This window comes from Clostridia bacterium (genome assembly GCA_028698525.1).
GTDB lineage: Bacteria > Bacillota > Clostridia > JAQVDB01 > JAQVDB01 > JAQVDB01.
Genome location: JAQVDB010000024.1, coordinates 1 through 21,648, shown reverse-complemented (window position 1 = coordinate 21,648; position 21,648 = coordinate 1). Strand labels below are relative to the sequence as shown.

General features: G+C 38.7%; 19 protein-coding genes and 1 other annotated feature. All 19 genes read left to right on the top strand.

The window, feature by feature from the left end:
• Positions 1–31 precede the first annotated feature (31 nt).
• Positions 32–1,444: a PLP-dependent aminotransferase family protein gene (locus PHP06_05025; GenBank protein ID MDD3839919.1), complete on the top strand. Its 1,413-nt coding sequence runs from the start codon at positions 32–34 to the stop codon at positions 1,442–1,444.
• Between the two features lie 63 nt (positions 1,445–1,507).
• Positions 1,508–2,377 (top strand): mechanosensitive ion channel family protein, encoded by an 870-nt coding sequence (locus PHP06_05020; protein ID MDD3839918.1) that lies wholly within the window; start codon positions 1,508–1,510, stop codon positions 2,375–2,377.
• A 20-nt stretch (positions 2,378–2,397) separates the two neighbouring features.
• Positions 2,398–2,610, top strand: a complete 213-nt coding sequence (locus PHP06_05015; protein ID MDD3839917.1) for a DUF951 domain-containing protein — start codon at positions 2,398–2,400, stop codon at positions 2,608–2,610.
• Positions 2,611–2,852: 242 nt separating this feature from the next.
• Positions 2,853–3,094, top strand: a binding site (T-box leader).
• A gap of 103 nt (positions 3,095–3,197) precedes the next feature.
• Positions 3,198–4,838 carry a biosynthetic-type acetolactate synthase large subunit gene (ilvB, locus tag PHP06_05010; GenBank protein ID MDD3839916.1) on the top strand — a complete coding sequence of 547 codons (1,641 nt, stop codon included), beginning with the start codon at positions 3,198–3,200 and terminating at the stop codon, positions 4,836–4,838.
• A 5-nt stretch (positions 4,839–4,843) separates the two neighbouring features.
• Complete coding sequence (ilvN, locus tag PHP06_05005) at positions 4,844–5,347, top strand: acetolactate synthase small subunit (GenBank protein ID MDD3839915.1); 504 nt, start codon at positions 4,844–4,846, stop codon at positions 5,345–5,347.
• 3 nt (positions 5,348–5,350) lie between these two features.
• A complete protein-coding gene (gene ilvC / locus PHP06_05000; GenBank protein ID MDD3839914.1) occupies positions 5,351–6,346 on the top strand; it encodes a ketol-acid reductoisomerase in 996 nt (331 codons plus the stop codon).
• 17 nt (positions 6,347–6,363) lie between these two features.
• Positions 6,364–7,884 (top strand): 2-isopropylmalate synthase, encoded by a 1,521-nt coding sequence (locus PHP06_04995; protein ID MDD3839913.1) that lies wholly within the window; start codon positions 6,364–6,366, stop codon positions 7,882–7,884.
• Positions 7,885–8,097: 213 nt separating this feature from the next.
• The gene (gene cimA / locus PHP06_04990) at positions 8,098–9,714 is read left to right on the top strand and encodes a citramalate synthase (protein ID MDD3839912.1); all 1,617 of its coding nucleotides are present in this window, start codon (positions 8,098–8,100) and stop codon (positions 9,712–9,714) included.
• Positions 9,680–10,942, top strand: a complete 1,263-nt coding sequence (leuC, locus tag PHP06_04985; protein MDD3839911.1) for a 3-isopropylmalate dehydratase large subunit — start codon at positions 9,680–9,682, stop codon at positions 10,940–10,942. The genes cimA and leuC overlap by 35 nt, the downstream gene beginning before the upstream one ends.
• Before the next feature lies 1 nt (position 10,943).
• Positions 10,944–11,438, top strand: coding sequence for a 3-isopropylmalate dehydratase small subunit (gene leuD / locus PHP06_04980; GenBank protein ID MDD3839910.1), 495 nt, complete (start codon positions 10,944–10,946; stop codon positions 11,436–11,438).
• Positions 11,435–12,505, top strand: a complete 1,071-nt coding sequence (gene leuB, locus PHP06_04975) for a 3-isopropylmalate dehydrogenase (GenBank protein MDD3839909.1) — start codon at positions 11,435–11,437, stop codon at positions 12,503–12,505. The genes leuD and leuB overlap by 4 nt, the downstream gene beginning before the upstream one ends.
• Before the next feature lie 21 nt (positions 12,506–12,526).
• Positions 12,527–13,408, top strand: coding sequence for a branched-chain-amino-acid transaminase (gene ilvE / locus PHP06_04970; protein ID MDD3839908.1), 882 nt, complete (start codon positions 12,527–12,529; stop codon positions 13,406–13,408).
• Between the two features lie 32 nt (positions 13,409–13,440).
• The gene (locus PHP06_04965) at positions 13,441–14,019 is read left to right on the top strand and encodes a nitroreductase family protein (GenBank protein MDD3839907.1); all 579 of its coding nucleotides are present in this window, start codon (positions 13,441–13,443) and stop codon (positions 14,017–14,019) included.
• Positions 14,020–14,021: 2 nt separating this feature from the next.
• Positions 14,022–15,680 carry a dihydroxy-acid dehydratase gene (gene ilvD, locus PHP06_04960; GenBank protein ID MDD3839906.1) on the top strand — a complete coding sequence of 553 codons (1,659 nt, stop codon included), beginning with the start codon at positions 14,022–14,024 and terminating at the stop codon, positions 15,678–15,680.
• Between the two features lie 432 nt (positions 15,681–16,112).
• Positions 16,113–17,507 carry a sugar ABC transporter substrate-binding protein gene (locus PHP06_04955; GenBank protein MDD3839905.1) on the top strand — a complete coding sequence of 465 codons (1,395 nt, stop codon included), beginning with the start codon at positions 16,113–16,115 and terminating at the stop codon, positions 17,505–17,507.
• Between the two features lie 152 nt (positions 17,508–17,659).
• Positions 17,660–18,547 carry a sugar ABC transporter permease gene (locus PHP06_04950; GenBank protein MDD3839904.1) on the top strand — a complete coding sequence of 296 codons (888 nt, stop codon included), beginning with the start codon at positions 17,660–17,662 and terminating at the stop codon, positions 18,545–18,547.
• 15 nt (positions 18,548–18,562) lie between these two features.
• Positions 18,563–19,438, top strand: a complete 876-nt coding sequence (locus PHP06_04945) for a carbohydrate ABC transporter permease (protein ID MDD3839903.1) — start codon at positions 18,563–18,565, stop codon at positions 19,436–19,438.
• Positions 19,439–19,629: 191 nt separating this feature from the next.
• On the top strand, positions 19,630–20,529 hold the full coding sequence (locus tag PHP06_04940) for an AraC family transcriptional regulator (GenBank protein ID MDD3839902.1): 900 nt from the start codon (positions 19,630–19,632) through the stop codon (positions 20,527–20,529).
• Positions 20,526–21,629, top strand: coding sequence for a uroporphyrinogen decarboxylase family protein (locus PHP06_04935; GenBank protein MDD3839901.1), 1,104 nt, complete (start codon positions 20,526–20,528; stop codon positions 21,627–21,629). The genes PHP06_04940 and PHP06_04935 overlap by 4 nt, the downstream gene beginning before the upstream one ends.
• Positions 21,630–21,648 lie beyond the last annotated feature (19 nt).

The following is a 21,648-nucleotide window of genomic DNA, read 5'->3' as shown; positions in this document are numbered from 1 at the left end:
ATTTTGAAGGGGACAGTGAGGTGAAATAGCTGTGATCGAGCTTATGCCAAATATAGATAGTAATTCCCATGTGCCTATATATGTTCAATTATACAGGTATATAAAACAGGAGATTATTTCAGGACATATTGAGCCTGAAACAAAATTGCCCTCTATCAGGAAGTTATCTAGTTTTTTGAAAATAAGCAGGACTACTGTGGAAGCCACATATCATCAGTTATCGGTAGAGGGTTATATTACTAGTAAACCTAATGTGGGTTATTTTGTAAGTAAAATAGATAATGATATGTTGGATTATGATAAAAGAAATACTATATCTAAAATTATAACAGATGAAGATGAATTGGATAGTCATATACGATATGATTTTGTAGATGAACATGTGGACAGCTCTAGCTTTGATTTCAAATTATGGAAAAGATATATCAACAGAGCGCTTTCTTTTTATGATAAACGTCTGTTGACGTATGGATCATATCAAGGGGAATATGAGTTGAGAAAGCAAATAAATAAATATGTTCTTCAGTTCAGAGGGGCAGTGTGTTTTCCTGAACAAATTGTGATTGGTGCCGGAGTGCAGAGTCTGCTCAATATGTTGTGTGGGCTGGTAAAGCCTTTCTATAGCAAAGTAGCCTTTGAGGACCCAAGTTTTAATAAGGCTAGATATATTTTTAAAGATGGTGGTTTTGATATCATACCTATACCGTTGGAGAATGACGGAATAGAAACAAAAGTGCTTTCCGAGTTAGATGCAGACCTGATATATGTAAGTCCTGCCCATCAGTTTCCTACAGGGTCTATTATGCCTGTTAACAAGCGTGTTCAGCTTCTAAAATGGGCTTATGATAGAGAGGCATTGATAATAGAGGATGATTATGATAGTGAACTTATGTATTACGGGAGGCCTATCCCTTCGCTTCAGGGAATGAATAAAGGCAAAGATGTTATATATATGGGTTCTTTTTCCAAAATAATGTTGCCATCAATAAGGATAAGCTATATGATTTTACCAGAGGATATGTTGGAGATATATATGAGATCCAAGGAAAAATACAATCAGAGCTCATCCAAACTGGAACAACTTGCTCTTGCTTTGTTTATGGAAGACGGAATGCTAGAAAAGCATATACGCAGGCTTAGAAAAATATATGCCAAAAAGAATCAGATCTTGATTCAAGCTATAAAAACAATAATGGGTGACAATGTGAATATAATAGGGGAACGCACTGGACTTCACTTATTATTGGAGGTTAAATCATCTAAAAATTCTGATCAACTAGCAGCACAAGCGGAAAAAAGAGGGGTAAAGGTAACGCCTATATCGAATTACATGATAAAACCTCAACAGACGGGCAAGCCGTTGATTTTACTTGCCTACGGGGGGATACCTATAGAGGATATTTCTGATGCTATTGAGACCTTGAGCGATGCATGGGAACTATAGTTGTACCTAATATGTAAAAATGGTATATTATTTATATCTATTAGAGTGGAGGGAAGGTAGCAGATGTGGAGTAGGTTTGTACAGGGTGTAACCGAATGGTATAAGACTATAGAGGGAGGATTTTGGGTTAAAGCGGGATCGGCGATTTTTAAGGTAGTTATAATAATATTATTGGTTTATATACTGAGGAAGTTTGGGAATTATTTAATAGACAAGTCTATAAAAAGGCAGAAAAAATTAAAAATTACTATAGATGACAGGAAACTAGACACTTTAAGTAGTATATTAAAGAGTATACTGATGTATTTATTATATTTCATAGGTATTTTAAGCATACTTGATACCTTGAATATTGTAGATACCAAGGCGGTACTTGCTACTGCGGGTATTGGGGGTCTTGCTGTCGGATTTGGAGCTCAAAACCTTGTGAAAGATGTTATAAATGGTTTTTTCATATTATTGGAGGATCAATTTTCAGTGGGAGATTTTGTGACCATCGGGGATGCTACGGGTACTGTAGAAAATATAGGCTTAAGAATAACTAGGATAAGGAATTATAAGGGAGATTTATATATAATTCCAAACGGTGAAATAAAACAGGTTATTAATTCTACAAGAGGGGACTATATGGCTGTTGTTGACGTGAGCATATCATACGAAGAAAATATACAAGATGCAATTGCAGTATTGAATGATCTGTTTGAAAGGATATTTCAAGAGAGAGATGAAATTATAGAGAAACCGATGGTGCTAGGTGTTCAGGACCTTGGGGATTACAATGTTATCATAAGGTCCGCCGCAAAGGTTAAAAGCATGCAACAATGGGCAGTTGAGAGATATATGAAACAGAAGATAAAAGAGGAATTTGACAAGAGGGGCATAAAAATACCATACCCCAGAAGGGTTATATATAATATCAATGAAGAGGAATAAAAATGGAGGGAGTGCGTATAATGAGTTATACTCCAAAGAAATATAACTTGGGAGATATAGTACAAACCAAAAAGATGCATCCCTGCGGAAACGACCAGTGGGAAATCATAAGGGTAGGCATGGATTTTAAGTTGAAGTGTACTAAATGTGGAAGGATAGTAATGCTGCCTCGGCGAAAATTTGAAAGAAGCATTAAAAAAATTATAAAAAGCAATCAATCAGAGGATTTTTAAAAAATATTAATTTCTCTATTGACAAATATATGTTATATTGGTACAATGTTTAAAAATTAATAGATGTTGTGAAAGTGCTATTGCTTACGATGAGTAGGAAGGGAGTGTACCTAGGGTTCCGCTGGATTTCCAGGTCTGTGACCGAGCGGTACAAAATACGTTAAGTATTACACCGTGGGGATAAAATACCCGGCGGCAGGTTTCTTCTTAAAAGAATTCTGTTGTCGGGCATTTTTATATCATTAAATGTTATGAAGGAGAAAAAAGGCATGTTTTATGTTTCAGAGAGCCGATGGCTGCTGTGAATCGGTGCATGGGCATGCTAATAACTCGCTCCGGAACTTCAAACGTGAAATTATAGTAGTGTTTGACGGAAAGCCTTCGTTATATGGGCAGGGTTATCTATGTAACCTGATGAGGCTGTTATTGTGAAATAACGGTGAATATAGGTGGTATCACGAGGGGAGAACCTTTCGTCCTTGTTTTTAGGGCGAAAGGTTTTGTTTTATATAAATTTATATAAAAATTGTTTTACTAGGTTACCTATTTAAATGCATAAATAAATTGTTTTGGAGGTAATGCATATTATGAAAATATCGGGTGCACAAGCTATTATAAAGGCACTTGAAGAGGAAGGAATAAAGGTGGTTTTTGGTTATCCCGGGGGTGCAGTGTTGCCTTTATATGATAGCTTATTGGATTCTAAAATAAAACACGTACTTATAAGACAGGAACAGAATGCAGTCCATAGTGCAAGCGGTTATGCTAGAAGCACTGGGGGTGTAGGTGTTTGTATAGCCACATCAGGTCCAGGAGCTACAAATATGATAACAGGAATAGCGACTGCATATATGGATTCTATTCCTATAGTGGCTATTACAGGACAGGTGTCCACCGATTTGATAGGAAAAGATGTGTTTCAAGAGGTGGATATTACCGGGGCTACTGCGCCCTTTTGTAAGCACAATTATCTTGTAAAAAATGCTCAGGATATACCTGGGATAGTTAAAGAGGCGTTTTATATAGCGGCTACAGGAAGACCGGGTCCTGTGTTGATTGATTTGCCAATCGATGTATCCAAACAACTTATAGAGTTTGATTATCCTGATCAGGTGGATTTGAGGGGCTATAAACCTACTTATAAAGGCCATCATTTGCAAATCAAAAAATTTGCTAAAGCCCTCAAACAATCAAAAAGACCTGTCATATGCGCAGGGGGAGGAGTAATATCCTCTGATGCTAGTGAGCTTTTGGTGAAAATCAGTGAATCGGCCAACATTCCTGTTACTACTACATTGATGGGAATAGGCAGTTTTCCTGACAGTCATCCTAATGCTATAGGCATGGTAGGTCAGCATGGAAATTTTGCAGCAAACAATGCCATTTCTAAGTCAGATCTTTTGATAGTGGCAGGGGCAAGACTGGGTGACAGGGCTACTGGCAGTTTGGATAAGTTTGCAAAAAATGCTACCCTCGTCCACATCGATATAGATCCTGCTGAAATCGGGAAAAATATCAGTATAGATATACCTATTGTAGGCGATTTAAGGTATGTGTTGGAGCAGACTTTAAAGCAGGATATAGCAAGACAAGATGATTATTGGATAGATATAGTCAGGGAATGGAAGGTTAAACAGGGTGAGTCTAAACTAAATAGCGGGGACAATATGACTGCAGAGTATATTTTAGATGTGGTGTCTTCAATCAAAGACAGTGACTGTATAGCAGTCACCGATGTGGGACAGCATCAGATATGGGCAGGACGTTATTTAAACATTGAAAAGCCCGGGACTTTTCTTACTTCCGGAGGCCTCGGCACTATGGGGTATGGCCTGCCAGCAGCTATAGGGGCTAAGATAGCCAATAGAGATAAACAGGTAATGCTTATTACGGGAGATGGCAGTTTTCAGATGACTTTTAACGAACTTGCTACCATAGTGCAGGAAGATATAGGTATCAAGATAATCATTTTTAATAACAATTGCCTTGGAATGGTAAGGGAGTTGCAACAGCATTATTGTAATGGCAGGTATTCCCAGGTATTCATGAGAGGAAATCCTGATTTTGTAAGCCTTGCTAAAGCGTATGGAATCGAAGGGATAAAGGTAGATAAAAAGCAAGATGTTGAAGGGGCGATAAAATACGGGTTTTCTAATGATAACACAATTGTTATAGAGTTTTTGATAGATGATAAACAGAATGTATTACCGGTAAGAGAGGAGGTTTGAATGGGATGAAACACACCCTTGCAGTATTGGTAGAGAACCATCCAGGAGTATTATCAAGGGTATCAGGCCTGTTCAGCAGACGAGGCTTTAATATAGACAGTCTTGCGGTGGGAGTTACTGAGGATCCTGATATATCCAGAATCACAATAGTTGTGGAAGGGGATGGATATACTTTAGAACAGGTTAATAAACAGCTCAACAAGTTGATAGATGTTATAAAGATAAGCGATGTGTCCCAAAACTCTGTTATAAGAGAATTAGCACTCATAAAGGTGAGCTCTGCTGGCTGTGTAAGAAACGAGATTATAGAGATAGTCAATGTATTCAGAGCAAACATTGTTGATATAAATAAAAACTCTTTGACAATAGAGATAACAGGGGATACCGAAAAGATTGAAGCTATGCAAGATATGTTAAAGCCATATGGAATAAAGGAAATGGTAAGAACAGGGGCTATTGCCCTTGATAGAGGTTCAAAAAATATTAAAATCAATAATGAGGAGGAATAGATGATGGCAAAGATTTATTATGAAAGCGATGCAAATTTGGAATTATTGAAGGGAAAGACTATAGCGATTATAGGTTACGGAAGTCAGGGGCATGCACATGCTCTCAATTTAAAAGAAAGTGGAGCAGAAGTGGTGGTAGGGCTATATAAAGGAAGTAAGTCGTGGGAGAAGGCTGAAGCAGCCGGATTGACTGTTATGGATTCTGAACAAGCCGCTAAAAAAGCTGATATTATAATGATACTTATACCTGACGAAAAGCAAGTGGAGCTATATGAGAGCAGCATAGAACCTAACCTTGAAGAGGGAAATGCCTTGATGTTTGCTCATGGGTTCAATATACACTTCAAACAAATACTGCCCCCTGAAAATGTAGATGTGCTCATGATAGCTCCTAAAGGTCCCGGGCATACTGTGAGAAGTCAGTATCAAGAAGGCAAAGGAGTTCCTTGTCTTATAGCCGTTCATCAGGATTATACAGGAAAAGCCAAAGATCTAGGGCTTGCTTATGCTAAAGGTATCGGGGGAGCTAGGGCAGGTGTGTTAGAGACTACATTCAAAGAAGAGACTGAAACTGATTTGTTTGGCGAACAAGCTGTTCTTTGCGGTGGAATTACGGAACTAATAAAGGCCGGTTTTGATACTTTGGTAGAAGCGGGGTATCAGCCGGAAAGCGCTTATTTTGAATGCTTACATGAGATGAAACTCATAGTTGATCTTATAAATCAGGGTGGATTATCTTATATGAGATATTCCATAAGCAACACTGCAGAGTACGGGGACTATGTGACAGGCAAGAGACTTATAACTGATCAAACTAGAAATGAGATGAAAAAAGTATTAGAGGAGATACAGGATGGAGAGTTTGCTAGGAACTGGATATTAGAAAATAAGGCTAATAGACCTAACTTTTACGCTATGAGAGAAAAAGAACAAAACCTCCAGATAGAAAAAGTAGGAAAAGAACTAAGAAAGATGATGCCGTGGATTGAGGATAAATAATATTTGGGGGGTTTTAAATGGATAATGATATTTATATTTTTGATACCACGCTGAGAGACGGGGAGCAATCCCCGGGTGTCAGCCTGAATGTTCATGAAAAATTGGAGATAGCTAAACAGCTTGAAAAGTTGAATGTTGATGTAATAGAGGCCGGTTTTCCTATAGCATCAAAAGGGGATTTCGAGGCGGTAAAAATTATATCAGATAATATCAGGCAACCTGTTATATGTGGTTTGGCAAGGGCGGTTAAACAGGATATAGATGTTGCCTGGGAGGCCTTAAAAGGTGCTGCCAGGCCTAGAATTCATACATTTATTGCTACATCAGATCTACACTTAAAATACAAGCTCAAGATGAGCAGGCAAGAGGTAATTCAAAAAATAGATGGTATGGTTAGATACGCCAAGGGCTTGTGTGATGATGTTGAATTTTCCCCTGAAGATGCTTCCAGAACCCAACCGTCATTTTTATGTCAAGTAGTTGAAACGGCTATAGCAGCAGGCGCTAGCGTGATAAACATTCCTGATACTGTAGGGTATTCCACTCCCTATGAATTTGGTCAGCTGATTTGCTATCTAAAAGACAATGTAAAAGGTATTGATAATATTATTTTGAGCGTTCACTGTCATAATGATTTGGGTATGGCTGTTGCTAATTCCCTTTCAGCAGTAGAGAATGGAGCACAACAGGTAGAATGCGCAGTCAATGGCTTGGGTGAGAGGGCTGGCAATGCTGCCCTGGAAGAGATTGTAATGAGCCTTTATACTAGGAAGGACTATTACAATAAAAACTTGACGATAAACACTGGCCAGATATATAGGACCAGCAAACTTATCAGTTCCCTTACAGGTGTAGCTGTTCAGGTGAACAAGGCAATAGTAGGGGCAAATGCTTTTGCACATGAATCTGGGATTCATCAGCATGGTGTGATGAGTGAAAGAAGCACCTATGAGATCATGACTCCTGAATCTATAGGGCTTAAACAGAATAAGATGGTGCTGGGGAAACATTCAGGCAGACACGCTTTTGAGCAGAGACTTTCTGAATTGGGATATGTTTGTTTGAATGAGAATGATATAAATATAGCTTTCAAAAAGTTTAAAGACCTTGCAGACAAAAAAAAGATAGTACTGGACGAGGATATCGAGGCCCTCATCACAGAAAAGGTAGTGGAAATTCCCGAAGTATATGTGTTGGATTATTTCCAGGTAACCAGTGGAAATCATACTATATCTACAGCCACTGTAAAGCTGCAGAAACATCAAAACATAATTGAAGAGGCAGCTTGTGGAGACGGCCCTATAGATGCTGTTTTTAAGGCGATAGAAAGGTGTTTGGATCGAGAAGTTAGATTAGTGGATTATTTTATAAAAGCTGTAACAAGCGGTAAGGATGCGTTGGGGGAGGTCACTGTAAAAGTGACTAGAAACTCTAAAATTTATATCGGCAGAGGATTGAGCACCGATATAATTGAAGCCAGCGCAAATGCTTATATAAATGCTATAAATAAGATGGAATTGGATGCTTCAGGAGAATAAGGGAAAAAGAGCACTCAACAGGGTCTTGTATGCAAGGCAAATGAATTGCTTATGAATATTTATCGCATGAATGGTCTCGCGTATAAGACCCCGTGCGTAGTTGCTGTTATACTTGCAAATATCAGCTGTGACACAGAGGGACTGTCCCCTTGACACAGGGGGACTGTCCCCTTGTGTTTATTATTATAGATACTTTGGCAAAGGAGGTTTCGCATGAAGAGGGTAATTGTATATGACTCGACATTGAGAGATGGGGCACAGGCTGAAGGTATTTCTTTTACAGTGGAAGACAAGTTGAAGATAGTAAAACAGTTGGATAAAATGGGTATTGACTATATTGAAGCGGGAAATCCCGGATCCAATCCTAAGGATCTTGAGTTTTTCAATAAAATAAAGGATCTACATCTAAAAAACATTAAGTTAAGCGCCTTTGGAAGCACTCGCAGGGTAAATGTAAATGTTGAAGATGATGCAAATATAAGAGCCATAATGGCTGCTGAGACTCCTGCAGCGGCTATATTCGGAAAAGCTTGGGATTTCCATGTTACAGACATAATAAGGACTTCCCTTGAGGAAAATCTAAAAATGATAAAAGATACCGTTTTTTATTTAAAGTCAAATGGGAAACAAGTGTTTTTTGATGCTGAACATTTTTTTGATGGCTATAGAAGCAATGCCGAGTATGCAATCCAGGCTTTAAAAGCTGCAGCTGAAGCAGGGGCAGACGGGCTTGTTCTTTGCGATACAAATGGAGGGGCATTTCCCCACCAGATATATGATATTACTAAAAAGATTGTGGATTTATTTGATGTATCAATTGGCATACACTGCCATAATGACACCGGAATGGCTGTTGCAAATAGCATAGAAGGGGTTAGAGCGGGAGCGGATCATGTTCAAGGTACAATAAACGGGTACGGCGAACGCTGCGGCAATGCGGATTTGTGTACAATTATACCTAATTTACAATTGAAGCTGGGTCTTTCATGCATACCTCAAGAAAATATAAGAAGATTGACCAAGACTTCTAGATATATAAGTGAAATTGCGAATGTAGCTCATAACGACAGAGCTCCCTATGTAGGACATAGCGCATTTGCCCATAAAGGGGGTATGCATATAGATGGAGTAATGAAGAGCACCAAGTCCTTTGAACACATATCCCCTAAAATAGTCGGAAATAAGAGGAGGGTGCTAATGTCCGAAGTATCGGGCAGAAGCACTATATTGGATAAAGTAAGGGAGATAGATCCTACAATAACCAAAGATTCGCCCCAGATAAAGCAGATAATAAATGAGTTGAAGGAAATGGAACACAGAGGATACCAGTTTGAGGGTGCCGAATGCTCCTTCGAACTCATGGTGAGAAAGAGATTAGGTAAATATAAAAGGGCATTTGATGTAAAACATTTCAGGGTGCTTTCTGAGGAACCCTGGCAAAAGGAATACAGTGCTTATGCTATGATAAAGGTTTTAGTGGATGGCAAAGAAGAAGTAACGGCGGCTGAGGGAGATGGCCCGGTGAATGCGCTAGATAAGGCGTTGCGAAAAGCATTAGAAGTATTTTATCCTGAACTTAAAAATATGCACCTGAGAGATTATAAGGTGAGGGTGTTGAATAGTGAGAACGCTACAGCTGCGAAAGTAAGGGTGTTTATAGAATCTACTGATGGGCATGATGTTTGGGGTACTGTAGGTGTATCTACAAATATTATAAAAGCCAGCTGGAAAGCCTTAGTAGATTCAATCGATTATATGTTGCTTAAAACTAGACTTTCGAAAGGAGGAGAAGATAATGGGAATGACTATGACACAAAAGATATTAGCTGACCATGCAGGGCTGGATAGCGTGAAGCCAGGACAATTGATAAAAGCTAGACTTGATTTGGTGTTGGGAAATGATGTGACCACACCGGTAGCCATAAAAGAATTTGATAGGGTGGGCACTAAAGAGGTGTTCGATACCCAAAAGGTAGCTATAGTGCCCGATCATTTTACTCCCAATAAGGATATAAAGTCGGCTGAACAATGTAAGATGATAAGAAAATTTGTACAGCAAAAAAAGATAAAAAATTACTTTGAAATAGGTCAGATGGGCATAGAGCATGCCTTGATACCTGAAAAAGGATTGGCGGTAGCAGGGGATGTGATTATAGGAGCAGATTCCCATACCTGTACTTATGGAGCCTTAGGGGCATTTTCCACAGGCATAGGCAGCACTGATATGGCAGCAGGTATGGCAACAGGGCAAGCCTGGTTTAAGGTGCCAGCAGCCATAAAGTTTATATTGAAGGGAAAAATGAGCAAATGGGTATCAGGCAAGGATGTAATATTGAATATAATAGGAAAAATAGGCGTGGATGGAGCTCTATACAAATCCATGGAATATACTGGTGAGGGGCTATCCAACCTGTCTATGGATGATAGATTTACAATAGCTAACATGGCTATAGAGGCAGGGGCTAAAAATGGAATATTTGAGGTAGACCAAAATACTGTAGAGTATATAAGGGAACATTCAGATAGAGAATACAAGGTATACAAAGCTGATGAAGATGCGGAATATGAAAGGATAATAGAGATAGATCTAGGCAAGATAAAGCCTACGGTAGCATTCCCTCACTTACCTGAAAACACCAGAACTATAGATCAGGTAGGGGATATAAAGATAGATCAGGTAGTGATAGGTTCGTGTACCAATGGTAGAATACAAGATTTGAGAATAGCTGCCGGGATACTTAAAGGCAGGAAGGTGGCACCTTATGTGAGGACTATTGTATTTCCGGCTACACAGAAGATTTATCTTCAAGCGATGAAAGAAGGATTGATCCAAGATTTTATAGAAGCAGGCGCTGTAGTCAGCACTCCTACATGTGGACCTTGTTTAGGGGGACATATGGGCATATTGGCAAAGGGAGAAAGGGCGATAGCTACTACCAATAGGAATTTTGTAGGAAGAATGGGGCATCCCGAAAGCGAAGTATACCTTGCAAGCCCTGCAATTGCTGCTGCTTCTGCCATAGTCGGTAAAATTGCATCGCCAGAGGAGGTAGTGTAAAATGAACATAGAAGGCAAAGTGATAAAATATGGTGATAATGTAGATACTGATGTAATAATTCCGGCAAGATACTTGAATACATCCAACCCCGACGAGTTAGCCAGTCATTGTATGGAGGATTTGGATAAGGATTTTCTTAATAAGGTGCAGCCAGGGGATGTTATGGTGGCAGGCAAAAATTTTGGTTGTGGATCTTCCAGGGAACATGCACCTATTGCAATTAAGGCTTCAGGGATAAGCTGTGTAATAGCACAGACTTTTGCAAGAATATTCTATAGAAATGCGATAAATATAGGTTTACCTATTATTGAATGTGCTGAAGCGCCAAAAGAGATAAAGGATGGGGATAGGATAGAGGTAGACGTCAACCAAGGTATAATAAAAAATATCACTTCCGGAAAAGAATACAGTGCCCAGCCATTTCCAGAGTTCATGCAGGATATAATAAAAGTTGGGGGACTGATAAATTACGTGAGCGAGAAGGTGGACAAATGAAAAAAAAGATAACATTGATACCGGGGGATGGAATAGGACCTGATATAATGTCACAGGGGATAAGGGTGCTTGAACGTATAGCAGATAAATACGGGCACTCTTTTGAATTTAAAGAAGTGTTAGCAGGAGGGGCAGCTATAGATGAGACTGGCTGTCCCCTTCCTGCTGAAACCCTTGAAGTTTGCAAGAATAGCCATGCGGTATTACTAGGCGCTGTTGGAGGACCAAAATGGGATGACCTTCCAGGGGATACAAGGCCGGAACAGGCGCTTTTAGGATTAAGGAAAGGGCTCAAAGTTTTCGCCAATTTGCGACCTGCTATTTTATTTTCCCAGCTGCAAGACGCTTCATCTTTAAAACCGGAAGTGATTGGAAGCGGTATTGACGTTATGGTGGTGCGGGAATTGACAGGCGGTATATATTTTGGCGATAAGCAGAGGGTTAAGTTGGAGGATGGAGAAAAGGCATGGGATATCGAGGTTTATTCTACCTATGAAATTGAGAGGATAGCCAAGATTGCCTTTGAGGTAGCCTTTAAGAGAAATAAAAAGGTTGTATCAGTGGATAAGGCTAATATCCTTGAGTCCTCTAGATTGTGGAGAGAAACGGTAAAGAGAGTTTCAAAAGAATATCCGGAGGTGCAATTGGAGCATATGTATGTGGACAATTGTGCGATGCAGCTTATTAGAGACCCCAAACAATTTGATGTTATTGTTACATCCAATATGTTCGGAGATATTTTAAGCGATGAAGCTTCCATGCTAACGGGATCCCTAGGTATGCTGCCTTCTGCCAGCATAGGTAAAACTAGTTTAGGACTGTATGAACCTGTGCATGGGTCTGCACCTGATATTGCAGGGAAGGATATAGCCAATCCTCTGGCAACAATTTTGTCTGTTGCCATGATGCTGAGATATTCTTTTGGGCTGGAAGAGGAGGCCCAGGATATAGAAAAGAGCGTGAGGGCGGTACTGGAAGCAGGATATAGAACAGCGGATATAATGGAACAGGATAAAACCTTGGTGGGAACAAACGAAATGGGCAGTTTAGTGGTAGAAAATATATAAAATACACACAGGAGGTATATTATGGGAAGGTATGTATATATAGATGGTGAATTTTATCTACAATCAGAGGCTAAAGTTTCTGTGTTTGATCACGGTTATTTGTATGGAGACGGTGTTTTTGAGGGTATTAGGGCTTACAATGGGAGAATATTCAAATGCGATGAACATATAGATAGACTATATTGTGCTGCTAAGGCGATTATGTTGGATATACCTATGTCCAAGGAAGAGCTCACTCAAGCTATGATAGAAACAGTGAAGAAAAATGGGCTGAAGGATTCCTATATCAGGCTTGTGGTTTCAAGGGGGAAGGGTGACTTGGGATTAAATCCTCTCAAATGTTCTAAACCTACTGTAGTGATAATAGCTGATGCTATAGAGATGTATCCAGAAGAGATGTATCAAAACGGAATGAAGGTTATTACCTCTTCGGTGAGGAGAAATTCCCCTGCAGCCATTGATCCTCAGATAAAATCCTTGAACTATTTAAATAATATACTTGCAAAAATCGAGGCTAACAGGGCTGGTGTACCTGAAGCTATAATGCTCAATGGGGATGGTTTGGTTTGTGAGTGTACAGGCGATAATATATTCATAGTAAAAGATGGTATGTTGATGACTCCTCCAATATATGTAGGTGCATTGGACGGTATAACAAGAAAAACGGTAATACAGCTGACTAAAAAGCTGGATATACCATTTATGGAAAAAGAGATGACTCTATTCAATGTATACAATGCAGATGAATGTTTCTTTACCGGAACTGCTGCTGAAGTGATAGCTGTTACTGAAATAGATGGAAGAAAGATAGGTTCCGGGAAATGCGGAGTTATCACTGCAACTTTAATGAAGGAGTTTAAAAAGATTGTACAAAGTGAAGGCAGAGAAATATATGGAGGATAGTACTGTCTATATTTGATATGGAGGGATATAGTGTGAAATTATATGATGCCATAGAAAACCGCAGGACTATAAGGAAATTCCGACAAAAGAAAATTGATAGGGAAATAATAGGCAAGCTAATACACTGTGCCAGAATTGCACCTTCTGGTGCTAATCTGCAGCCCCTCAAATATATTGTGGTAGATGACCCGGAGAGAGTGGAGTCAGTTTTTAGTACTCTAAAATGGGCCGGATATATAGCACCTGAAGGAAACCCAAAGGAGGGGCAAAGGCCGGTTGCATATATAATAGTAGTAGTGGATACCAAAATAAGGAAATTGGGTGCAGAAAGAGATGTAGGAGCTGCTGTACAGAATATACTTTTGGCAGCACATGCTGAAGGATTGGGGAGTTGCTGGATTGGTTCGGTTGATCGTAAAAGGTTGGCCCAGGATTTAGATATAGACCCAAGGTATATAATAGATTCAGTTATTGCATTAGGATATCCTGCTGAAAAGTCCATATATGAAGATGAACAAGGGTCTATAGAATATTATAAGGATTCTAATCATGTAATGCATGTACCTAAGAGGAAATTAGAGGATATTTTAATTTTTGACGAGGAGGAATAAGATTGCGTAGCGATAGGACAAAAAAAGGTGTAGAAAAGGCCCCCCACAGGTCGCTATTTAAGGCGATGGGATATACGGATGAAGAGATAAACCGTCCTTTGATAGGTATCGCAAATTCCCAGAATGATATCATACCAGGTCATGTTCATTTGGATACTATAGTGGATGCGGTAAAATCAGGTATAAGGATGAAGGGAGGAACTCCCGTTGAGTTTTGCACTATAGGTGTATGTGATGGGATTGCCATGAATCATGTAGGGATGAAATATTCCCTTGCATCTCGTGAGCTGATAGCAGATTCTATAGAAGCTATGGTTACGGCACATGGCTTTGATGGGATAGTGCTTGTACCCAATTGTGATAAGATAGTGCCCGGGATGCTGATGGCGGCGGCCAGATTGGATATACCTGCAATAGTGGTAAGCGGTGGACCGATGCTTGCAGGCAGTTATAAAGGTGAGCCGGCAGACTTGAATTCTGTTTTTGAAGGAGTAGGGGCAGTTAAAGCAGGAAGTATGAGCGAAAAGGAATTATGGGAATTAGAGAACAATGCTTGTCCCGGATGCGGTTCCTGTTCAGGTATGTTTACTGCCAATTCCATGAATTGTTTGTCTGAGGTGTTAGGACTGGCACTTCCCGGGAACGGGACGATACCTGCGGTTTTTGCAGAAAGGATAAGGCTGGCCAAGATGGCTGGAATGAGGATAATGGATGTCTTGCAAGAAGATTTAAAACCCTCTGACATTCTAACCCATCAGGCCTTTGAAAATGCACTTACAGTAGATATGGCTCTTGGATGTTCCACTAATTCTGTTCTTCATTTGACGGCCATAGCACATGAAGCTGATGTGGAGATAAATTTGGATATAATAAACAGTATAAGCAGTAAAACCCCAAACTTATGTAAGTTGAGACCTTCCGGTCCTTATCATATACAGGATCTGTACAAAGCTGGTGGAATACAGGCCTTGATGAAAGAGCTGAGTAAAAAAGATTTATTGAAATTAGATGCTATGACTGTTACAGGTCATACAGTAGGAGAAAATATAGAAGATGCCGCTGTATTGGATAGAAAGGTTATAAGGGATATTGACAATCCATACAGCAATACTGGCGGCATAGCAGTGCTCAAGGGGAATCTGGCGCCAGATGGAGCGGTAGTAAAAAGGGCTGCGGTAGCTAAAGAGATGTTGGTGCACCAAGGACCTGCAAGGGTGTTTGAATCAGAAGAGCAGGCCATTAAGGCTATTTATGACGGGAAGATACAAAAAGGCGATGTAATTGTCATCCGCTATGAGGGTCCTAAAGGAGGGCCAGGCATGCGCGAGATGCTGTCACCTACCTCTGCTATTGCAGGGATGGGGTTGGATAAAGACGTTGCGTTGATAACTGATGGAAGATTTTCCGGGGCCACTAGAGGTGCATCTATAGGACATGTTTCCCCTGAAGCTATGGAAGGAGGTCCTATTGCTGTGGTCAAAGAAGGGGATATAATAAGCATTGATATACCTGACGGTAAATTGGATATCCGATTATCTGATGAAGAGATAAAAAATAGGTTAAAAGGCTGGAAAGCTCCAGAGCCTAAAATAAATAAAGGATATTTGAGTCGTTACGCTAAACTGGTTACATCTGCAAGTACCGGGGCAGTGTTTAAATAAAAACAAGCGGTGATCACCGCTTGTTTTTTTATATAAGTTTTATAAGAATATTAACTACAATCTAAAAATATTTATGCCGAGGAAATGGTAGATAATATATAATATATTAAAAGAGATTACCTCTAATCTAAAGTAAATCTACTTGCAATATATGTTACATATTTTGCGATTTAACTAGCCTATACTTAACAATATTTAAACTAATTATTCCAACATATTCATATCATTACATCTTTATATTATGGTCATTAAAAACAGAATGATTTTGCTGTCTATGCATATATATATTATAAATGTTAGAAAATTGTAAATTTTCGTTTAATATAATAAAAAATTATTCTGTTTTTTAACAAAATTTTAGAGAAAGGGGGTTGTTTTTTAAGTTTTATTCAATAATTTAAAACAAATATAAGCAAGGAGGAATTTGATAATATGAGAAAACTATCAAAATTGTTAGTTGTTATTCTTATCCTTAGCCTTGTAGTTGTGGCAGTTGGTTGTGGAGCAGGTGATAAGGCTGAAGACAAGACAGATGATCCGGATACTGAAGATACCCAAGACGCTGGAAAAGATATATCTGATGAAGATTCAGGTGAAGCTGTAGAGATAGTATGGTGGCAGTATCCAAGGTATACCAATGTAGGGGAAAAAGAAGTCGGTGATTTTGAAAATGAAATTATAGCGGACTTTGAAGAGGAAAATCCGAACATAAAAGTTAAAATCGAGATGATTCCTTGGAATGGCGGGCCTGAAAAGGTGAATGTTGCCATAGCTTCAAACAATACACCTGATATCCTTTTTGATTATCCTGGGAGAATAATAGGTTATGGGATTCAAGGGGCGCTAGTTCCTCTGGATGACATTATGGAAGATGTTAAAAGCGAAATACCGGAAAATTTGCTCAGAGACTGTCAATATGACGGAAAGACATATATGTATCCGAACGGTGCTGCTGCTATAGGAATAGCAGTAAACTTAGATTTCTTTAAAGAAATAGGAAAAGAAGATTTGTTGCCTTTGGATAAGGAAGATAGAACTTGGACGTTGGAAGAATTTGAAGCAGTTTTAAAAGCAGTAAAAGATAGCGGCAAGGATGTATATCCATCGGTTATATATGCGGGCAATGAACAAGGGGACTCTTCTATGAGGATGTTCATACAGTCTGCATTTGATGCTGAGCTGATAAGTGATGATCATACGGAAATTACATTTAACGATGAAAATGCAGTAAAAGGATTAGAATGGATGATAAATGCATATAAAGATGGCTTGTTTGCACCAGGCGCAGAATCAGCTGTTTCTATGGATTCAATAGAGACATTTTTCCAAGGGAAATCGGCTATAAATATAATTGCATCAGCTCAACATCATGGATTGCATGAGACATATATAGCCGATGGTAAAGCTGAAGAATTTGAATGGGTATTGTTCCCACCTCCAAGTGCAGAAGGAAAGGATCCTAAAGCGGAAGTTCAGTTGAGTGGATATTGTGTATTTGATAATAAAGATGAAGCTAAGGCAGAGGCTGCTAAAAAGCTTGTTAAGTTCATATTAGATAGCGATAAATATAGAGAAGAATCAGTTAAGGCCACAGGTCAGATACCTGTGAGAAATACAATTACTGGTTTGTATGAAAACGAAGATTATATATTCTCAGAGAAGCTGTTAAAATATGCTGCAGATACTGCTTATACAGCAAATAATTATGCAGGCTTAAGAACTAAATGGTATCCAAATATTCAGGGAGCTTTGACAGACAAGATGACAGCACAAGAAGCTCTAGATGCATTTGCTAAAGAGGGTACAGAAGAAATAAATAAAAAGTAGCACTATGTAAAATGATAGATGTATCGCCTAAAAAGCGATACATCTATCTATTACTAGTTTTTACAATCCTAATATAATGAAATTAATTTCTATAGTATTATGTTAATGTTGGTATTATTAGCGGGAGGTTTTTAGTTGAAAGGAGAGAGCATATGAAAAAGAAGAGTTTACAGGTTAGGATAAGAGAATGGTTACCAGGATATATGTTTTTGTTGCCCGCTATGTTCTTTTTTATTCTTTTTGTTGTATATCCTATGATAAAAGGTATAATTATAAGTTTTTATAATTATACTGCTACTAGCTATGAATTTAATGGACTAGGCAATTTTATATTTCTCCTAAAAGATGAAGTATTTATCAAGTCACTACAAAACACTATATTATTTGTTATAGGTAATGTACCCTTAGTACTGATATTTTCACTGTTTGTATCTATAGTTATATATAATAAATCAGAATTTACAAGGTCATTTTTTAGGGCGGTCTTTTATCTGCCCGCAGTATCATCTATAGTAACTATTTCTATAGTATGGAAATGGATATACAGCCCTAGAGGCGGTATATTGAACAAGATAATAGAATCATTTGGTGCACAGCCGATAAACTGGTTGGGCGATGAAAGATATGCATTAACTGCGATGATAATAATACTATTTACTCTGTCGGTAGGCCAGCCAATAATCCTATATATAGCTGCATTGGGCAATATACCAAAAGATTATATTGAGGTGGCAGACCTGGATGGTGCCACAGCATGGCAGAAGTTTACAAATATTTACTGGCCTTTAATATTGCCAACTACATTGTATATAGTAATAATAACTACCATAAATTCATTCCAGACATTTGCCATAGTACAATTGTTGACAGGTGGAGGACCTTTCTATAGAACCTCAACCATATTGTTTTCGTTGTATAAATCAGCGTTTGAACTGCAAAATTACGGACTTGCATCTGCTATGGGTGTAATATTATCAGTGATAGTAGTGATAATATCTGTAATACAATACAAATACCTATCTACTGATGTGGAATATTAAGGAGGGAGGAGCAGAATGGGAAAAGCAAAGGTAAGTACTAGGATAGATGAAGTACAGGTTGTGGGACAGAAAAAAGGGGTTTCGGTAGGATATGTAGTAGCTGTTATAGTGATATGCCTGTTCGCAGCGTTTTTTCTATTTCCATTCTATTGGATGATAACAGGTTCGTTCAAACCTATGGCATCTATAACTGCATCATCCCTGGAGATATTCCCGTCTACACTATCTATAATGAACTGGGAAAAGCTGTTTAAGTACCCTGCATTCAAATGGTTGTTCAACAGTATGTTTACAGCATTTGGGACAATGGTGCTTGTATGTCTTACATCTGCGATGGCGGGCTATTCGCTGGCCAAAAAGCAATATCCCGGTAGAGAGGCATTGTTCTGGCTGTTCGTAGGAATGATGACTCTTCCCAGACAGGTGCTATTGGTTCCGCTTTTTACAATGGTATCAAAATGGGATTGGCTGGATAGCTATCAGGGGCTGATATTTCCTGCAGTAGGTTGGCCTTTTGGGGTATTCCTAATGAAACAGTTTAGCCAGACATTGCCTACTGAGCTGTTGGAAGCAGCCAAGATAGACGGATGTTCAGAGTTTAGGACATTTTGGGACATAGTATTGCCACTGGTAAAGCCAGGAATGGGCGCACTGGCAATATTCACATTCATGACTAGTTGGAACGATTATTTTTGGCAATTAGTATTGATCCAGAGCACCCCCATGAAGACACTTCCTTTAGGAGTTGCTGGACTGCAGATGGAATGGGGTACTGACTATGGACTGCTTATGGCAGGAGGAACAGCATCTTCCCTGCCCATGATTGTAGTATTCCTTGCATTCCAGAAATACTTTACAAAGGGTATAACTCTTGGGGCAGTCAAAGGATGATAGAATATACTTCCAGTTACCTATTAGAAAACACGCAGCAATTTTGCTGTGTGTTTTCTAATATTATTATGTGCCCGAAAGGGTCATGGGTAACTGATAAATGATCCAAAACCATAAAAATAACCGAGATTTTTATGGTTTTGGATGATATAATTGTGTATCAATTGATGGAATTAAGGGATGAAAGCTATATGGATTTAGCAGATGATTTTAGGAATATAGACTTAAAAGTCAAATTGGGTTATGTCTTATTTGACATAATATTAGATGATGGGTTTTTTCAAAAAAAACATCAATATAGACTAGATTGGCACACCCATGCTTTTTTTGAGGTACACTTTATATATGATGGCAAGGGTACATTGCATATAGACGATAAGAAGATAAAAATACTGCCTAAAAGTTTTTATATTTTGGCTCCAGGGGTTTATCACAGAAGAGAGGAAACAGAGGAGAACCTTATATACAAATATTGTATGAGGTTTAATTATAAAAAGTTAAAGGATGGCGATGATGAGTATTTTTGTTATGAAACAAAACAGATAGTCGATATATTATCAAATCTCAAGTATTATTATTGTACCGATACAGAACGCAGTGTTAGAATATTTTACAAGATAAAAGCTATTCATGATGAATTTTATTTTAAAAGAATAGGATATTATGAAAAAATACAAAGTATATTTGTAGGTATTATTATAGATATTTTCAGGGGCCTTATTCGTGGCTCTGATAATGAAAGTTCTAAAGTACCCAGCAGGTTGATGGATGATAAGAGAAGCCTTATAATAGAAACATTTTTATTTGATAATTATCATCGTGATATAAAAGCCCAGGATCTTGCCCAAGAGCTGCATATGAGTGTAAGCCAACTAAATAGGGTAATGAGGAAACTGTATAATAAAACATTCAAACAAAAATTGATAGAGACCAGAGTAAAATTTGCAAAAGAAATGATTGGAGATTCGGATCTATCGATAAGAGAGATTTCCAAAAAGGTAGGATATAGTTCCCAAAGCAATTTTTGTAGCATGTTTAAAAGGGTGACTGGAATGTTACCAAAAGATTATAAAGGGGGACAAAAGAGATGACTGAAAGAGAGCGTTTTTTAAAAGTAGTTAAAGGGGAAACACCGGATAGAGTGCCTTATTTTTTAGATTTAGGACATTGGTACAGGGCAGAGAGTGGTGGGTTATGGAACCTCTTCACTATATCCAATAGAACTAGAGAGTTAAAGGATTTGCATGATGAAGTAAAAGCAGGTATGTATATTGAGATGGGAAGTTTATTTGAAGAGTATTATGAAGACGGTATAAGGCACGAAAGGGAATTAAAAAAAGATATGGCAGTTGAAACTTTTATAACCCCTGATGGAGAAGTGCAGATGATCAGAAAATTTAACTATGATATTTCTTCATGGGTAATTGTAAAAGAGGCCATAGAGAATGAGAAAGATTTAAGGATATTTATAAGATATACAAAAGGAAAGAGATATAGACCTAGATATGATCAATGGGATATAATGGAGCGATATTGTGCACCTAATGGACTGGCTTTTCCTAGTATGGGGTATACCGGGCTGGGATCTCTGATATCCTATTATATGGGTGTGGAGAATACTATATATGCCACCGTTGATTACCCTGAACTGGTACAAGAGTACATAGATACATACAACCAAAAACACATGGAAATAGTGAATATATGCGCCAGGGGCCCTGCTCCTCATATGATATTCGGAGATAATCTTTCGGGAGATGTACAGCCACCACCAATGTTTAAAAAGTATAGCTTTGAACACTACAAGGGGATAGCTGATACATTACATGCAGCAGGAAAGACTGTTTCTGCCCACTTGGACGGCAGACTGAAGGATATTATAGGTGTAGTAGCACAAACTGGAGTGGATGTTGCGGATGCATGTACACCTGCACCTACTGGGGATTTAACGCCCATGGAGATTAGAAGGCAGGCAGGGGATAATATGGTCGTTATGGGCGGTGTTTCGCCATGTATGTGGCTGCCATCCACACCGGAAGATAAGTTTATAGAGCATGTGAAACAATGGCTTGAGCTTAAAAAAATAAACTGTAGAGTAGTACAGTCAGCAGGGGATCAGGTGCCACCGGGTACTAAATTGGATAGGATAAAATTGATGTATGAACTGGTGGAGGAATATGGCAGGTATTGACCGAAATAAAGCAACAAAA

Coding starts and splice junctions, on each gene's coding strand:
- ilvC (MDD3839914.1), top strand. CDS start 5,351: ATGGCAAAGATTTATTATGAAAGCGATGCAAATTTGGAATTATTGAAG.
- PHP06_04940 (MDD3839902.1), top strand. CDS start 19,630: ATGGATTTAGCAGATGATTTTAGGAATATAGACTTAAAAGTCAAATTG.
- PHP06_04955 (MDD3839905.1), top strand. CDS start 16,113: ATGAGAAAACTATCAAAATTGTTAGTTGTTATTCTTATCCTTAGCCTT.
- ilvB (MDD3839916.1), top strand. CDS start 3,198: ATGAAAATATCGGGTGCACAAGCTATTATAAAGGCACTTGAAGAGGAA.
- cimA (MDD3839912.1), top strand. CDS start 8,098: ATGAAGAGGGTAATTGTATATGACTCGACATTGAGAGATGGGGCACAG.
- PHP06_05020 (MDD3839918.1), top strand. CDS start 1,508: ATGTGGAGTAGGTTTGTACAGGGTGTAACCGAATGGTATAAGACTATA.
- PHP06_04995 (MDD3839913.1), top strand. CDS start 6,364: ATGGATAATGATATTTATATTTTTGATACCACGCTGAGAGACGGGGAG.
- PHP06_04935 (MDD3839901.1), top strand. CDS start 20,526: ATGACTGAAAGAGAGCGTTTTTTAAAAGTAGTTAAAGGGGAAACACCG.
- PHP06_04945 (MDD3839903.1), top strand. CDS start 18,563: ATGGGAAAAGCAAAGGTAAGTACTAGGATAGATGAAGTACAGGTTGTG.
- ilvE (MDD3839908.1), top strand. CDS start 12,527: ATGGGAAGGTATGTATATATAGATGGTGAATTTTATCTACAATCAGAG.
- leuD (MDD3839910.1), top strand. CDS start 10,944: ATGAACATAGAAGGCAAAGTGATAAAATATGGTGATAATGTAGATACT.
- leuB (MDD3839909.1), top strand. CDS start 11,435: ATGAAAAAAAAGATAACATTGATACCGGGGGATGGAATAGGACCTGAT.
- PHP06_04950 (MDD3839904.1), top strand. CDS start 17,660: ATGAAAAAGAAGAGTTTACAGGTTAGGATAAGAGAATGGTTACCAGGA.
- ilvN (MDD3839915.1), top strand. CDS start 4,844: ATGAAACACACCCTTGCAGTATTGGTAGAGAACCATCCAGGAGTATTA.
- PHP06_05015 (MDD3839917.1), top strand. CDS start 2,398: ATGAGTTATACTCCAAAGAAATATAACTTGGGAGATATAGTACAAACC.
- leuC (MDD3839911.1), top strand. CDS start 9,680: ATGGGAATGACTATGACACAAAAGATATTAGCTGACCATGCAGGGCTG.